The organism is Arthrobacter sp. K4-10C (genome assembly GCF_059090085.1).
Genome location: NZ_JBNHFI010000013.1, coordinates 96,405 through 110,142, shown reverse-complemented (window position 1 = coordinate 110,142; position 13,738 = coordinate 96,405). Strand labels below are relative to the sequence as shown.

General features: G+C 65.0%; 14 protein-coding genes. 6 read left to right on the top strand and 8 right to left on the bottom strand.

What is annotated here, in order from left to right; all coding sequences use genetic code 11:
* Positions 1-31: 31 nt before the first annotated feature.
* Both AC5RUU_RS17705 and AC5RUU_RS17700 read right to left on the bottom strand, forming a co-directional pair.
* Positions 32-949, bottom strand: a complete 918-nt coding sequence (locus tag AC5RUU_RS17705) for a pullulanase X25 domain-containing protein (protein ID WP_493976514.1) — start codon at positions 947-949, stop codon at positions 32-34.
* Between the two features lie 263 nt (positions 950-1,212).
* The gene (locus AC5RUU_RS17700; RefSeq protein ID WP_493976513.1) at positions 1,213-2,274 is read right to left on the bottom strand and encodes an adenosine deaminase; all 1,062 of its coding nucleotides are present in this window, start codon (positions 2,272-2,274) and stop codon (positions 1,213-1,215) included.
* Between the two features lie 272 nt (positions 2,275-2,546).
* On the opposite strand from AC5RUU_RS17700, the gene AC5RUU_RS17695 reads away from it, so the two are divergent.
* Complete coding sequence (locus AC5RUU_RS17695) at positions 2,547-3,239, top strand: transglycosylase family protein (RefSeq protein ID WP_493976512.1); 693 nt, start codon at positions 2,547-2,549, stop codon at positions 3,237-3,239.
* A 152-nt stretch (positions 3,240-3,391) separates the two neighbouring features.
* On the opposite strand, the gene AC5RUU_RS17690 is transcribed toward AC5RUU_RS17695, so the two are convergent.
* Positions 3,392-3,979, bottom strand: a complete 588-nt coding sequence (locus tag AC5RUU_RS17690) for a hypothetical protein (protein ID WP_493976511.1) — start codon at positions 3,977-3,979, stop codon at positions 3,392-3,394.
* A gap of 157 nt (positions 3,980-4,136) precedes the next feature.
* Between AC5RUU_RS17690 and AC5RUU_RS17685 the strand changes: the two genes are divergently transcribed.
* From AC5RUU_RS17685 to AC5RUU_RS17675, 3 genes are all read left to right on the top strand, one after another.
* Positions 4,137-5,045 carry an MSMEG_6728 family protein gene (locus tag AC5RUU_RS17685; protein WP_493976510.1) on the top strand — a complete coding sequence of 303 codons (909 nt, stop codon included), beginning with the start codon at positions 4,137-4,139 and terminating at the stop codon, positions 5,043-5,045.
* A 3-nt stretch (positions 5,046-5,048) separates the two neighbouring features.
* Positions 5,049-5,909, top strand: coding sequence for an SDR family oxidoreductase (locus AC5RUU_RS17680; protein WP_493976509.1), 861 nt, complete (start codon positions 5,049-5,051; stop codon positions 5,907-5,909).
* A 72-nt stretch (positions 5,910-5,981) separates the two neighbouring features.
* The gene (locus AC5RUU_RS17675) at positions 5,982-6,377 is read left to right on the top strand and encodes a DUF1622 domain-containing protein (RefSeq protein ID WP_493976508.1); all 396 of its coding nucleotides are present in this window, start codon (positions 5,982-5,984) and stop codon (positions 6,375-6,377) included.
* Positions 6,378-6,424: 47 nt separating this feature from the next.
* Here AC5RUU_RS17675 and AC5RUU_RS17670 read toward each other — a convergent pair whose 3' ends face one another.
* Complete coding sequence (locus AC5RUU_RS17670) at positions 6,425-6,745, bottom strand: hypothetical protein (RefSeq protein WP_493976507.1); 321 nt, start codon at positions 6,743-6,745, stop codon at positions 6,425-6,427.
* 101 nt (positions 6,746-6,846) lie between these two features.
* On the opposite strand from AC5RUU_RS17670, the gene AC5RUU_RS17665 reads away from it, so the two are divergent.
* A complete protein-coding gene (locus tag AC5RUU_RS17665) occupies positions 6,847-7,644 on the top strand; it encodes a ZIP family metal transporter (protein WP_493976506.1) in 798 nt (265 codons plus the stop codon).
* A gap of 92 nt (positions 7,645-7,736) precedes the next feature.
* Here the strand turns inward: AC5RUU_RS17665 and AC5RUU_RS17660 are convergent, their stop codons facing one another.
* Entirely contained in the window at positions 7,737-10,226 is a 2,490-nt protein-coding gene (locus AC5RUU_RS17660; protein ID WP_493976505.1) for a Tex family protein, read from the bottom strand.
* A 160-nt stretch (positions 10,227-10,386) separates the two neighbouring features.
* Between AC5RUU_RS17660 and AC5RUU_RS17655 the strand changes: the two genes are divergently transcribed.
* Positions 10,387-10,683, top strand: coding sequence for a hypothetical protein (locus AC5RUU_RS17655; protein WP_493976504.1), 297 nt, complete (start codon positions 10,387-10,389; stop codon positions 10,681-10,683).
* Positions 10,684-10,912: 229 nt separating this feature from the next.
* On the opposite strand, the gene AC5RUU_RS17650 is transcribed toward AC5RUU_RS17655, so the two are convergent.
* From AC5RUU_RS17650 to AC5RUU_RS17640, 3 genes are all read right to left on the bottom strand, one after another.
* Positions 10,913-11,983, bottom strand: a complete 1,071-nt coding sequence (locus AC5RUU_RS17650) for an alkene reductase (RefSeq protein ID WP_493976503.1) — start codon at positions 11,981-11,983, stop codon at positions 10,913-10,915.
* 137 nt (positions 11,984-12,120) lie between these two features.
* Complete coding sequence (locus tag AC5RUU_RS17645; protein WP_493976502.1) at positions 12,121-12,930, bottom strand: hypothetical protein; 810 nt, start codon at positions 12,928-12,930, stop codon at positions 12,121-12,123.
* Between the two features lie 143 nt (positions 12,931-13,073).
* The gene (locus AC5RUU_RS17640) at positions 13,074-13,733 is read right to left on the bottom strand and encodes a DUF6318 family protein (protein WP_493976501.1); all 660 of its coding nucleotides are present in this window, start codon (positions 13,731-13,733) and stop codon (positions 13,074-13,076) included.
* Between the last annotated feature and the right edge of the window lie 5 nt (positions 13,734-13,738).

Below are 13,738 nucleotides of genomic sequence, written 5' to 3'. Positions count from 1 at the left end.
CTACTGCTACCCAGTTGGGCGGGACCGGGCGTTAGTTGATGGTGATGTCGCGGGTGCGGTGGTCGTAGCGGATGGTCACAGTACCGCCGGCGTGATGCAGCTCGTGGTTAGGACCATCAAATGCGCCGAACGCGCCGTAGTTCTCGTCCCAGGACCGGTTCAGGGCGATCTTGAAGGTGTAGTACCCGGCGGGCAGCTCGGCGCTCTTCTTCCAGAGCTGGTCCAGGAAGTCGAACTCCATCTGCGCTTCGTCGTACTGCGGAGCCCAGTTTTCCGGTGCACCCAGGATGGTGTTGAAGTCGCCGGCAACAGCCACAGCCTCGGGCTGCGGGTGGGTCTCAACGTCCGGGCCCTCAAACGGCTCAGCAGCGGATTCCGCGGCAGCAGCCTTCGCCGGAGCCTTGCCCTTGCGCACGGCCTTCACCACCGGCTCCACGGCGTCTTCAAGCACCTTGGCTGCCTTGCCTACTGCGGCTGCGGCTTTCTTGGCGGGAGTCTTCTTGGCCGCTGCCTTCTTGGCCGGCGCCTCCCCGGCCACAGGCGCAACGGGGGCAGCGCTCACCGTACGGACGAATCCTTCGGGAGCGGTGGGAACCGGGGTGTCGGCCGGAACGGGAGTGCCGGCGTCGAGCGCGGTAGCGAAGGAAACAGGATCGGGGAAGGCCACCGTGGCACGCATGCCCTCTTCGGTGATGGTCCAGCCCGAGCGGCCCTTTACCAGCCAGCCGGCCTTGACCAGCTTGGCGGTGGCCGAGGTGAGGGTCTTGTGGCCGCGGGGGATGCCGCCGCTCAGCAGCTCGGCTTCGTGCTCGTTGAACGGCACGCGCGCAGTTGCCTCAGCGAGGACCTGGCCCGCGTTCAGTGCATCGCCTGACCACACGCCTTCGGTCAGGACATCCAGGACGGTCTTGAGTCGAAGGAAGGTGTTTTCTGCGGTGGACTTGGCCATGATTCCCCTTTTATGAAAGCGATCGGTCATAGGCATCTTGCCAACAGCCCGTAAAATCGCGCGACTTTAATTGGTTAACTCTGCGTGTCGTGACTGACTATGAAGCGGATACGCATCAAAGTGAGGCGAAGGTCTCGGGTAGGGGCTGCTGCATAACCCCCTTGGAACGCTGGCAATGGGTGCCGCCCTGCACTCCCCGGACACGCCTGCGGCACCCAGTTTAGCGGCACAACCAGGCAGCTGTTGTCGGGGACACAGGAGCGTCAGGACGTGGTTTCTCCGCTGTTCAGTTCCGCCAGCAGCTCGGCCTTCCGTTCCTCGGACGCGAAGGACGAGTGGATGGAGTTCGCGGCCAGGCGGGCCTTGTCGAAGTCTGACAGCTCGAAGACGGCCTTCAGCTGGGCAAAGTTGTCGTCAACATAGCCGCCAAAATAAGCGGGATCATCAGAGTTGACCGAGACGTTCAGCCCAGCGGCAAGCATGGCCGGAAGCGGATGGTCGGCCAGGGTGTCCACCGCGCGGAGCCGGACGTTGGACAACGGGCACACCGTCAGCGGGGTCCGCGCATCCACCAGGCGCTCCACGAGGTCCGGATCATCCATGCAGCGGATTCCGTGGTCAATACGTTCCACACCGAGGACATCCAGGGCTTCGGTGATGTACGACGCCGGGCCCTCCTCGCCTGCGTGCGCTGTCAGCCGCAGGCCTGCTTCGCGTGCCTTGGCATAGAGCCGTTCGAACTTGGCAGGAGGGTTGCCAACCTCCGCGGAGTCCAGCCCGATGGCACCGATGGGTGCCTCCATGCCCAGCAAACCGTCCAGGACCTCCAGGGCCGAGTCTTCCGGCAGGTCGCGCAGGAAGGCGGCGATCAGCATGGTGGAGATGCCGAAGTCCTCCTGGGATGTCGCCAGCACCGACGCCACGCCGTTGACGCAGGTTTCCAAAGAGATGCCGCGCGCGAGGTGCGCCTGCGGGTCCATCATGATCTCTGCGTGGCGTACGCCGGCGGCAGCTGCGCGCTCAAGGTAGGCGTGGGTCATGGCGGCGAAATCCTCTTCCGTCTGCAGCACAGCCATGTTGGCGTAGTACAGGTCCAGGAAGGACTGCAGGTCGGTGAACTCGTATTTTTCCCGCAGCTCGTCCAACCCGGAGTACGGCAGGGTGATACCGTTGCGCTCCGCCAGGGCAAAGATCAGCTCCGGCTGCAGGGTTCCCTCGATATGCAAGTGCAGTTCGGCTACGGGGAGGACCCGCACCGGGACGCCGCCCTCGGATTCATCAGTTTCAATTCCGGGCGCGGCGCTGCCGCCGGCAAAGTTATCCATCCGGTCAGGATAATGCCCCGGCGGAATTCCTGCCCGGCAGCCGCCGCCGACCTCGCCACACCAGCAAAGATCTCGATTTGATAACCCCACTGCTATGTCTTAGCGTGAAATGCGTACCCGCCAAAGCGGGGGAATGAATGCCCGGTGCTGCCTCCACCAGAACTGCCCAGCGGCAGCCACCGAAGTTGACCTCTATTCGTCAGGGGCGGGCAGTGGCGCGACGATCTCCGGGGACGGAAGCAGCGCCGGTGGCCTTCAGGAGCATCACCATCATGAAAAACACCACTTTCCGTACTGTCGCGCGCCGTGGAGCCACCGTGGCGGCAATTTCCGCAGCCGGCCTGGCACTCTCCACCACTGCAGCGAACGCGACCACGAGCGCATCCACCTGGGACGCCCTGGCGCAGTGTGAAAGCGGCGGCAACTGGGCCACCGACACCGGCAACGGCTACTCGGGCGGCCTGCAGTTCAGCTCGAGCACCTGGTCCGCGTACGGCGGCACCGGTTCACCGGCGGATGCCAGCCGCGAGCAGCAGATCGCCGTTGCAGAACAGGTCCAGGCTTCGCAGGGCTGGGGAGCGTGGCCGTCCTGTTCCGCCCAGCTCGGCCTGAGCGGCGGCGCCACCGGCACCGCACCTGTCCAGCAGGCACCGGCCCAGCAGGCACCGGTGCAGCAGGTTCCGGTCCAGGCGGGCCCCACCCAGAGTGCGCCCGTCCAGAGCGCACCCGTCCAGAGCGCGCCCGTACAGAGCGCAACGGCAGCGCAGCTTCCCGCGGCCAAGCACGCCACGGGAGTAGCCCTGAGCGGCGAGACTTACACACTCCAGGCCGGCGACACCCTGAGCATTGTTGCTGACAAACTAGGCATTCAGGGCGGCTGGCAGCACCTCGCGGACGCCAACCTGGACACCATCGCTGACCCTGACCTGGTCTTCGAGGGACAGGTCCTCCAGCTTCCCGCCTAGCAACTGCCCGGCAGCTTCACGGAGCTGCTCCTGGCCCTTCGGGGCCCTGCAAACAGGTCGGCGATAGACAAATTCCGTTGACCAAAAAGCGACGCCGGCACGCCCCCACGAGGGGAGTGCCGGCGTCGTACTTTAAGTCGGTAAGCCCGCGGTCAGCCGGCGGGCAGCTCGCGGACGATCCGCACCTTCCAGGCGGAATCATCGCTGGTGTCCAGCAGGGCCACAGTGCCATGGGCCAGGTTCAGCGCGACCCGCTTGACGGCAAGCAGCTCGAGGTAGAGATGCTCATTCATCCGGCTGGGGGTGTCGATCATGTACTTCACGGCGTCGCGGACCTTGCGGTAGTTCGCGCTGCGTTCGCGGTGCATGTGCAATTCCAGGGCGGACTTCTGCTTGAGCCGCGGTTCATGCCGGTTCAGCAGCGTGACGGCGGCATGGACGCCAACCACGAGGGCCAGCGAAACAACGTAGATCCACCAGCCGCTGGACAGCAGGAACAGCGGCAGGTTGCCGATGGCCACAATCGCGATCACCACGCGGAGGGCAGCGATGCGGCGCATGGTCTTGGCGACGGCGGCGATGCCGTCGCGGAAGCGGTGCTGCTCCTTGCGTGCGGCGTGCGGATCGATGGTGAACTCGTCGAGGACCAGGATGCCCTTTGCTTCCGGTCCCAGCATCTGCCCAAAACGGGGCACACTGGGGTAGGAGTTACCGGTGGTCTTTTCAGGTGTTGATGTCATGAGGGAGCTTCCAAAACGCTGGGGTGGTTGCGGAGATCTTAGTGGTTTTAACCTCAGCCCGTATGCATATGTCCACTATTTGGACACCGCAGGTGCTCTCCCTGTGGCCGGAGGCACTGCAATTGGAACATCCGGCAGGTGCCGTCAGACTGAAAGAATGCAAACCTTCCTCCCGTACCCTGACTTCCGGCAGAGCGCCGCAGCATTGGACACCGCGCGGCTCGGCAAACAACGGGTCGAGGCGCTCCAGACGCTCCGCGCCCTGGTGATTCCCGGATACGGCTGGCAGACCCACCCCGCTATCCGGATGTGGATGGGCCACGTGCCTGCCCTGACCATGTACGGGCTGGCGATGGTGGATGAATGGACCAAACGGGGACACCCGGACAACACCCGTGCGAACATCACCGAGTTCGCACCGCAGGCTGCCCATCCCGACTACGCCGAGAAGATTGCCAGGCCCCCGTGGCTCGGTGACCCCGCTGTCCACCTCAGCCACCGCTCCAAGCTGGTCCACAAGGAGCCGAAGTTCTACAGCCCAGTCTTCCCGGATGCGGTACCTGACATGGACTACGTCTGGCCGGAACCCAAGCACGAGTTCCTTCCACGGGAACCCGAAGGCGATATCCTCTGGATCCTCCGCGACCCTCATGACGACGCCGATCCCCAGTCACTCGACACAGTGGCGCTTCCGCCCGTGAACGGCAGCATCGAGGCCGTGTCCGGCGCCGACGGCTACTCCCCTGTCTATCTCGAGGAGACCTCCCGCCGCCCGTCACGGCAGCCGCGGAAGGCCCCGGCGAGGCCGCAGGCCAAGAAGCCCACGCGCAAACGCCTGGCGCAGGAGGAGGCCTTCTCCACCCTTCCTGGTAAGACACCGGTGGCGGTCCCGTTCGAACACGGACAAAAGTTCGCGGTGGGACAGGTGATGGGACGGCCCATCACCCTCGAGGACGGCCGGTTCGGCCGGCACTTCGAGGTGGTGGAGATTATCGACCGGTCCGCGTTCGCGTACCCGGCCCTCCTCCAGGATCCGCGCGTGTTCTTCGCCGTTGAGGCTCCGTAGCCCATGACAATCCTCCTGGCCGGCTGCGGCGACCTCGGAACGGAAGCGGGACTCCGGTTCGCCGCGCTGGGGCATCGGGTAGTCGGTTGGCGCCGCTCCGCGGCGAAACTGCCGCCGGGGATCGAAGGCGTAGCGGCTGACCTGAGCGCTCCCGGCCTGCCGTCCGTGCCGCCGGACACCGCCGCCGTCGTGATTGCTGTCGCTGCGGATTCGGCAACCGAGGACGCCTACCGGGCGGCGTACGTTGCGGGTGTCACCCACGTGCTTGCCGCCTTGGAGCGCGACGGCGTGCGCCCTGGGCGGGTGCTCTTCGTCTCCTCGACGGCGGTCTACGGCGATGCGGGCGGAGGCTGGGTTGACGAGGAGACGGTGCCGGCGCCCGGCGGATTCTCCGGTCGGGTCCTGCTGGAAGCCGAGGAACTGCTGCAGGCCAGGCTGGCCGGTACAGGCGCGGCCGCTGTCTCGTTGCGGCTGGGCGGCATCTATGGGCCGGGAAGGACGCGACTGATCGACCAGGTGCGCACCGGTTCGGCTGTTGTCCCGGCGGACATCCGCTACACCAACCGCATCCACCGTGATGATGCGGCGGCGGCGATCGTCCATCTCACCACGATGTCCGCTGAGCCCTCGCCTTTTTATGTGGGCGTGGACGACGATCCGGCCGACCTTGGCACCGTGTTGCGGTTCCTGGCCGCCGAAATGGAGGTGCCCCAGCCGCAGGTGGGTGACACCGGTCCGGCGCGCGGCGGCAACAAGCGCTGCCGCAACAGCCTGCTGCGGAGCACGGGTTTCAGCTTCACCTTCCCATCGTTCCGCGAGGGCTACCGGGACATCCTCGCCGGCAACGGCGTCCGTCATCCGTAAATGACGGCAGGGCGCGGGCCCGGCCTTTAGGCTGGCTGCTCAGGGATTCGGCGTCGAGCGGAACGGGAAACCATGGATTTTCGGCACATCATTGAGACGGTTGGGGAGTTCGTCGATTTCGCCGGAGTGGCGGTGATGGTCATCGGCGCCCTGCTGTCCATTCCCTTGGCGCTGCGCGGGTACCGACCGCGGAGGCTTCGCGGAGGCAACGAGGAACTAAGCTTTTACCGGCTGTACCGGCAACTGCTCGGAAGATCCATTCTGCTTGGCCTGGAACTGCTGGTGGCTGCCGACATCATTCGGACTGTAGCCGTCACTCCCACCTTCGAAAGCGTGGGCGTGCTGGCCGTCATCGTGCTGATCCGGACCTTCCTCAGTTTCTCGCTGGAACTTGAAATAACGGGCCGCTGGCCGTGGCAGAAGGAGCCGCGCGGGTCCGGCGACCCCGCGCAGGTTCCAGCGGGATAGTCGCCTGGGTAGCGATGTAACGCGGCAACTATCGAGGATGCGAGGACTTAGGCGTCGCGCCAGCCCTGCCCTTCGCTGAAGGTCGCCACCAGCGTGCCGGTTCCGGGCTGCAGGGAGTTGGACGGGTCGAAGTAAAGGGATGCCTCTGACGCACGGCTGTGCGTGATCAGCTGCTCCGCTTCAAACTTGGCTTCGGGCGCGGTTGCCCCAATGATGCCTGTACGGGCCGGCAGTTCGGTGGCGTGCACCACTTCGGCGTCAGTTTGGGTCAAGGGAACGGTGGTGCCGGAGTTGATCTCATCGTGGGGAAATTCAAACTCGGCATCGTCGGACGCGGCAGGAATGGTGTACTCCAGGAAATAGGTCATGAACCCACCTTTGCAGAAAGCCTTCACTGCCGAAAGGCTGCCGTGCACAGGGCAGCCAAAAACGTATTCCCACGTCAACGCCGCGCTCCTATACTTACCGCATGTTGATGTCGCTATGGTTCGGCGTCATAGCATCCAGTGCACTGATCCTGGGTGCCTTTATCGGTGTCCGGTTCCAGCTTCCCAAGCGCCTCCTCGCAATGTTGCTGGCCTTCGCCGCCGGCTCACTAATCACCGCCTTGACCTTCGAACTGTTCGAGGATGCCTACGAACACGGCGGAATCATCCGCGCTGCTATCGGCCTGATGGTCGGAGCCATCGTGTTCACCGTCCTCAGCGCACTGTTGGACCGGTGGGCCCAGGCAGGGGACATGAAGCAGGCCAAAGCAGCTGACGAGGTTGAGGGCAGCGCCAAGCTCGACACCGACGCTGCCGCCAGCGAAAAGCGCGCTACGTCCGCCTCAACGAAAGGGGCCGCCGGGATGGCGCTCCTCGCGGCAGTGACGCTGGACGGCGTGCCCGAAAACCTGGCGCTGGGCATCTCCCTAGGCGAAGGAACAGGCGGTCTGGCGCTGCTTGCGGCAATCTTTGTCTCCAACTTGCCCGAAGCCCTGGTGGGTTCGGCGTCCATGCGGAGCCAAGGCCGGTCGTCCGGCAGCGTCATCGGGCTCTGGCTGGCCTGCGCGGTCCTGCTGGTGGTCGCCGTGGTTATTGGGGCGGGACCGCTTAGCGGAACCGATCCCGAAGCGATCTCCCTGCCGCTCGCCTTCGCCGCCGGGGCCGTGATCGCGTCCCTGGCGGACACACTGATGCCGGAAGCCTACGAACACGGCGGCCCGGCGGTAGCCCTCAGCACGGCGGCCGGGTTCGTCCTCGCCTTCGTGCTGTCGCTCGCCTAAGCGGCAAAGGGCTATGGAAGCACGTCGGGAGGGACGTGCCCTACCAACACCGGGCAGCCTGCGGCTTCCAGAGATATTTGTCGAGGCCAGCCCTATTTACCCAGGCCGGCTTTGCGCAGCGCCTCCGCCATCGCCGTGTTCACGGGCGCCGGCTTCAGGGCCGAGCCGCGCCCGCCGCCAGCGCTGTTCGTGCCTCCTGACTTTTTCGGGTCTTGCCGCCGGGCACGCTCGGAGTCAGGCCGTCCCCCGCGCTCGGAGGGCTGCTGCCGTGCGCCCGAGCTTCCGGGACCGGGCCTGCCACCTCCCGCCCTGTCCGAACCCTGCTTGCCTGCACCGGCACCCCGGGCGCCCTTTCCGCCTGCGGAGGGGTCGTCGTCGAGCCTCAACGTCAGCGAGATCCGCTTACGCTCCGGGTCCGCCTCCAGAACCTTCACGCGGACCACCTGGCCGGACTTTACAACCTCCCGCGGATCGGACACGAACCGGTTGGCCAGAGCAGACACGTGGACCAAGCCGTCCTGATGGACACCGACATCCACGAAGGCACCAAAGGCCGCAACGTTGGTTACGGTCCCCTCCAGCACCATGCCCGGCTTCAGGTCGGAGATCTTTTCAATGCCCTCCGAGAAGGTGGCGGCGGCAAAGGCCGGGCGGGGGTCCCGGCCCGGCTTGTCCAGTTCGGCCAGAATGTCCGTGACGGTGGGCAGGCCGAACGTATCATCCACGAAGTCCTTCGCGTCCAATGAGGAAGCGGGCGCAGACCCAGCTGCAACCAGGATCTTTCGCGCCACTGCGTACGCCTCCGGGTGGACGCTGGAGGCATCCAGCGGCTCCGCTCCCCCGATGATCCGCAGGAAGCCGGCACACTGCTCAAACGCCTTGGCACCCAGACGGGGCACCTTCTTCAGGTCCGACCGGCGGGCGAACGGGCCGTGCTCGTTCCGGTAGGCGACGATGTTTTCGCTCAGCAGGGGCCCGACGCCGGCAACCCGGCTGAGGAGCGCGGGTGAAGCGGTGTTCACGTCCACGCCGACGGCGTTCACGCAATCCTCCACTACGGCATCCAGGCTGCGGTCCAGTTTGGACGCTGTCACGTCGTGCTGATACTGGCCAACGCCGATGGACTTCGGATCAATTTTCACCAATTCAGCGAGCGGATCCTGCAGCCGCCGGGCGATCGACACCGCACCGCGCAGCGAGACATCCATCCCGGGCAGCTCGGCGGCTGCGAGCGCGGACGCCGAGTACACGGACGCGCCGGCTTCGGACACCACGAGCTTCTGTGGCTTCCGGTCCACCTCCGGCAGCAGCTTGATGAGTTCGGCGGCGAGCTTGTCTGTCTCCCGGGACGCGGTGCCGTTGCCGATGGCCACGAGTTCGACGGAATGCTGACGCGCCAGCTTCACCAGCGTCGCCAAAGCTTCGTCCCACTTGCGCGCCGGTGCGTGCGGGTACACGGTGTCGGTTGCCACCACCTTGCCGGTGCCATCCACTACTGCCACCTTGACGCCGGTGCGCAGCCCTGGGTCAAGGCCAAGGGTGGCACGGTTTCCGGCGGGGGCGGCCAGCAGCACGTCACGCAGGTTGGCCGCGAACACACGGACCGCTTCGTCCTCCGCCTCCGCAAACATCCTGCCGCGAAGGTCTGCCGTCAGGCGTGCCAGGACCCGGGACCGCCATGCTACCTGCGCGGTCTGCATCAGCCACGCGTCGGCGGGGCGACCGCGGTCGGCGACCCCCAGGCACCTGGCCACAGCAGACTCGTAACGGGCGCGGGCGGCGGTAAGGGCGTCGTCGTCCGAGGGATCCGCCTCGGTAAGATCCAGTTCGAGGACGCCGTCCTTCTCACCGCGCAGCAGTGCGAGGACGCGGTGCGACGGCATGCCGGCAGGCGCCTGCGCGAACTCGAAATAGTCCGCGAACTTCTGGCCGTACGCTTCCTTGCCTTTCTTTACCCGCGACACCATGCGGCCCTGGGTCCACAGCCGCTCGCGGAGGGTGGCTGCGAGGTCAGGATCTTGCGCTACCCGCTCGACCAGGATGGCGCGCGCGCCGGCGAGCGCGGCGGCCGGGTCACCGATTGCGTGCTCGGTGTTGAGGTACTTTGCGGCTTCGTGTTCCGGGCTGAGGTCCGGCCGCTTGAGGAGGGCATCGGCCAGCGGTTCCAGGCCCGCTTCCCGGGCGATCTGCGCCTTGGTGCGGCGCTTTGATTTGAAGGGCAGATAGATGTCCTCGAGCCGCGACTTGGTGTCCGCCGCGAGGATGGCTTTCTTGAGTTCAGGGGTCAGCTGGCCTTGCGCCTCGACGGCTTCAAGGACCGTACGACGGCGGTCCGAGAGTTCGCGGAGGTAGCGCAGGCGCTCTTCCAAGTCGCGGAGCTGGGTGTCGTCCAGCGTCCCGGTGGCTTCCTTGCGGTACCGGGCGATGAACGGGACTGTGGATCCGCCGTCGAGCAGTTCCACTGCGGCCTTCACCTGCCATGCCTTGACGCCCAGCTCAGTGGCGATTTGGGCGAAGATGGCGTCGTCCGCCATTGGTGCTGCGGGAGTAACGGAAGAGGGTGCGTGCGGCAGTTGAGTCACCAGAACATCTTGCCTTACCTGGTTCCGCCGCTCCACTGCCGCCGGGTTAGCGGCCGGAACCGGGGCACTTTAATGCCTGGCAAGGGTATTCCGATCCCGTCCGCAAAGTGCTGTAGTGGAGGTGCCGTCACTGGCACCAAAGCTCGAGGAAGAGACAGCCATGCGGGAACTGCTGATTGTGTTTGAGGAGGGGTTCGAGGAAGCCAACATCACCGTGACGGTGAACGGTAAACAGGCGCGGCGGGACCTCGGTGTTTCCACCAACCCGATTCTCGGGATAGCGTCCGAGGTTTCTGTGGAATTGCCGGCGAAAGGCGCGCAAGTAGGCGTGGAGGTGACAAACCGGGGTCTTAAGGCGATCACGAAGGTATCCGGCAAGCCGAAAAGTGTGCTCGTTTCCATCGAGGACGGCCGGCTTGTGATGACGGAAGGAACTGGCCGGGAGGCACTTTTGTAGCCCGTGCTACCTGCCCGCCAAGTGGAGCATCCCGGGCCTAGTAAAAGTAAATTCGATGGAGTAGCATCTGATCACCGCCGGTTTCCAGAGGGGTCCGGCGGGCCAATTTGAATCGTCAGCGGGAAGTCGTCGGATGGCTTTCCGCTTCGCTGCCGGGACAGCACACCGCGCAGCCAACGACGGCGGCACCCAAAGCCGGGTGCCGCCGTCGCCGTATTTCCCGGGCTGCTTAGCCCTGGTAGACGGGGTAGTCCGTGTAGCCCTCAGCGCCTTCAGCGTAGAAGGTGGAGGGGTCCGGCTCGTTAAGGGGAAGTGCTTCCTTCCAGCGCCGGGCCAGGTCAGGGTTGGCGATGGCGGGGCGGCCCACCACCACTGCATCCGCATGGCCGTCGGCAATAAGGGTGACTGCTTCGTCCCGGGTGGTGACGACGCCAAAGCCCGTATTGACCAGGAAGGTGCCGCCGAACCGCGCGCGGAGGTCCTGGACCAGCTCGCCAGCCGGTTCGTTGTGCAGGATGCTCAGGTAGGCAAGGTTGAGCGGGGCGATGGTGTCCACCAGGACTTCATACGTGGCGCGCACGTCCCCCGCATCGGTCTCGGCGATGCCCTGCACGTTATGTTCAGGGGAAATCCGGATTCCCACGCGGTTGGCGCCGAGCGATGCCACCACAGCGTTGACCGTCTCGATGACGAAGCGGGCACGGTTTTCCGGAGAGCCGCCGTAGCTGTCGGTGCGGACATTGGAGTTGGGGGCCAGGAACTCATGCAGCAGGTAGCCGTTGGCAGAATGCAGCTCCACGCCGTCGAAGCCGGCTTCGATCGCGTTCAGCGAAGCGCTGACGATCTCCTGGATCAGCAGGGGCAGCTCGTCGGTGGTGAGGGCGCGCGGGACGGGGTAGGGCTGTTTCCCCGAAGGTGTGCGCACTTCCCCGTCAATGGCGACTGCGCTCGGCGCGACAAGCTGGTGGCCTCCGGTGATCTCCGGGTGCGAAACGCGGCCGCCATGCATGATCTGCGCGAACATCCGGCCGCCTTCTGCATGCACGGCGTCGGTGACCTTCTTCCAACCGGCCACCTGCTCCTCCGTGACAATGCCGGGCTGGCCCGGGTAAGAGCGGCCGGCCTGGCTGGGGTAAATGCCTTCGCTGACGATGAGCCCCAGCGAGGCTCGCTGGCGATAATGCTCCACGACGAGCGGACCGGGGACGCCTTCCTCACCCGAACGGAGCCGGGTCAATGGCGCCATGACCAGACGGTTGGGAAGTTCAAGCTCGCCGAGGGTGAGAGGGGAAAACAGCATGCGCAGTTCCTTTCGAAGGCTGAAGACGTACTGCTCGTGCCAACTGGGGCGCTCATGCAACTATTCCGGTTGCGACCGGAATCACGTCCGGGCAGGTACCGGGTTCGGGGCTGTGCTGTCAGCCGACCCGTTTCTTGCTAGTGGGCTGCCGCCGCACCGGGGCAGCCCTGGCCCTGGGGGTTGGTGTTGCAGTCGTCGGCGTAGTTGCGGGTCAGTGAACGCCAGACGCTGATGGTCTGTGGCGGCGCGCTGAACTGTCCCTGGCCGGGGATGGGCAGGGGCGGTCCGGCGTTGACGGAGTAAGTGCCTTGGAAGGACGTGGTCAAGACGACGTGGAAGTCACCGGTTTGGCCGTAGGCATGGCTGGTCCGGGTCTTTTCACCCCAGCGATCCTGCGGCAGCGGGCCTCCCATCGAGGCCTGAGGGCCCAGGACTGTGCCGTCGCCGTAGTTCCAGGTGTATTGCACGGGGGTCGCCACCACATGCACCGCCTGGCCGAACATGGAGATGTCGAACTGCTGCTCGACTGCCTCGGCGTAGAAGTTTGTCTCGGCTCCGCGGAGCGTGTGCGGGCTGGGTTGCGCTCTTACTGTCCCCGCGTTGACCGGCAGGTTCTGGAATTCCCGTTGGATTTCCGCGGCAATGCGGGGCAGCAGGTCCTCGGGCGCCGCCGCGTCGTAGAGGCAGGTTGGGCCGGAGTGGTGCGCCCAGACAGCACCGGGCACACCCCGGGGCCGCGACAGCCACATCACAGGGATGCCATCTTCACCGTCGGGACCATCTTTACATTCCAGCTGTCTGGCCAGGCAGGGAGTATCGAAGTCTCCCCCACCAAGGTGGCACTGAAGCTCGTACTTGTACTCGTTGGGGTCGGTGCTTGCAGAACCAGCTGGAGCGGGAATGACAGTACCGGTCACGGGATCAGATGTGAGGTCGTCAGCGCCCACTTGAACACCTGTGTCTACAAAGCCTGCTCCGATAGGTGGATTTGGTTGCGGACCCTCCAAGCCATAAACAGTCTGAGAGGCAAGTAATAGCGAAATCACGGCCCAAGAAATCGCGATTAGCGCCTTGCAACCTGTACGCATGATTACCGAATCAGACTTAGATCACTGACAGTCCAGCCGGTACCAGCGAAGGTAGCAGTCGCTCGACTTCCAGAGTTCGTGGCTGCCGTGGGCTCCTGATACCTGCTACCGTCCGAATTGTGGATTAGCAATTCCTTCTGCAGCACTTGCACAGTCACATAAGTAGGCCCTCCCGTGGGCACGTCTGCCGTCACTGCGGGGGTTTGAATTTGCCCTCCCGATATCCATTTTTTGTCACTCCAAGCCGCATGGATATTGTCGATAAGTCCTTGGCAGAAAACGCAATCAGGTCCGGATACCAGGGCCACGGGTTCGGTATCACCGGTCTCGTAACCGTAGCTCAGAAGCTCAAACCAGTACTTTGTGAACGCCTCGAGGCCTTCCTTTGTCTCCGTCTTCGCTACTTCGGGCAGGACCGGGACGGGGACATTCTGCGCCGGGCCGGACGCGTCGGCGGGCCTGTACGCCGCGCTCGGCGTCCCCGTGGGAGTCGGAGAGGCGCTGGTGGTGGCCAAATCAGTTGCCGCGGGAGCCGTCGTCCCGCCCTGTCCGGGTGACTCCCCGGAATTGCATCCCGCCAGCGCAACAGAAACAGCAATCACAAAGCCGATGGCACCCGTCCGGATACCACGCGACGTAACAACGTTGTTGACTAATGCCATGGGCC

Coding starts and splice junctions, on each gene's coding strand:
- AC5RUU_RS17705 (WP_493976514.1), bottom strand. CDS start 949: ATGGCCAAGTCCACCGCAGAAAACACCTTCCTTCGACTCAAGACCGTC.
- AC5RUU_RS17700 (WP_493976513.1), bottom strand. CDS start 2,274: ATGGATAACTTTGCCGGCGGCAGCGCCGCGCCCGGAATTGAAACTGAT.
- AC5RUU_RS17695 (WP_493976512.1), top strand. CDS start 2,547: ATGAAAAACACCACTTTCCGTACTGTCGCGCGCCGTGGAGCCACCGTG.
- AC5RUU_RS17690 (WP_493976511.1), bottom strand. CDS start 3,979: ATGACATCAACACCTGAAAAGACCACCGGTAACTCCTACCCCAGTGTG.
- AC5RUU_RS17685 (WP_493976510.1), top strand. CDS start 4,137: ATGCAAACCTTCCTCCCGTACCCTGACTTCCGGCAGAGCGCCGCAGCA.
- AC5RUU_RS17680 (WP_493976509.1), top strand. CDS start 5,049: ATGACAATCCTCCTGGCCGGCTGCGGCGACCTCGGAACGGAAGCGGGA.
- AC5RUU_RS17675 (WP_493976508.1), top strand. CDS start 5,982: ATGGATTTTCGGCACATCATTGAGACGGTTGGGGAGTTCGTCGATTTC.
- AC5RUU_RS17670 (WP_493976507.1), bottom strand. CDS start 6,745: ATGACCTATTTCCTGGAGTACACCATTCCTGCCGCGTCCGACGATGCC.
- AC5RUU_RS17665 (WP_493976506.1), top strand. CDS start 6,847: ATGTTGATGTCGCTATGGTTCGGCGTCATAGCATCCAGTGCACTGATC.
- AC5RUU_RS17655 (WP_493976504.1), top strand. CDS start 10,387: ATGCGGGAACTGCTGATTGTGTTTGAGGAGGGGTTCGAGGAAGCCAAC.
- AC5RUU_RS17650 (WP_493976503.1), bottom strand. CDS start 11,983: ATGCTGTTTTCCCCTCTCACCCTCGGCGAGCTTGAACTTCCCAACCGT.
- AC5RUU_RS17640 (WP_493976501.1), bottom strand. CDS start 13,733: ATGGCATTAGTCAACAACGTTGTTACGTCGCGTGGTATCCGGACGGGT.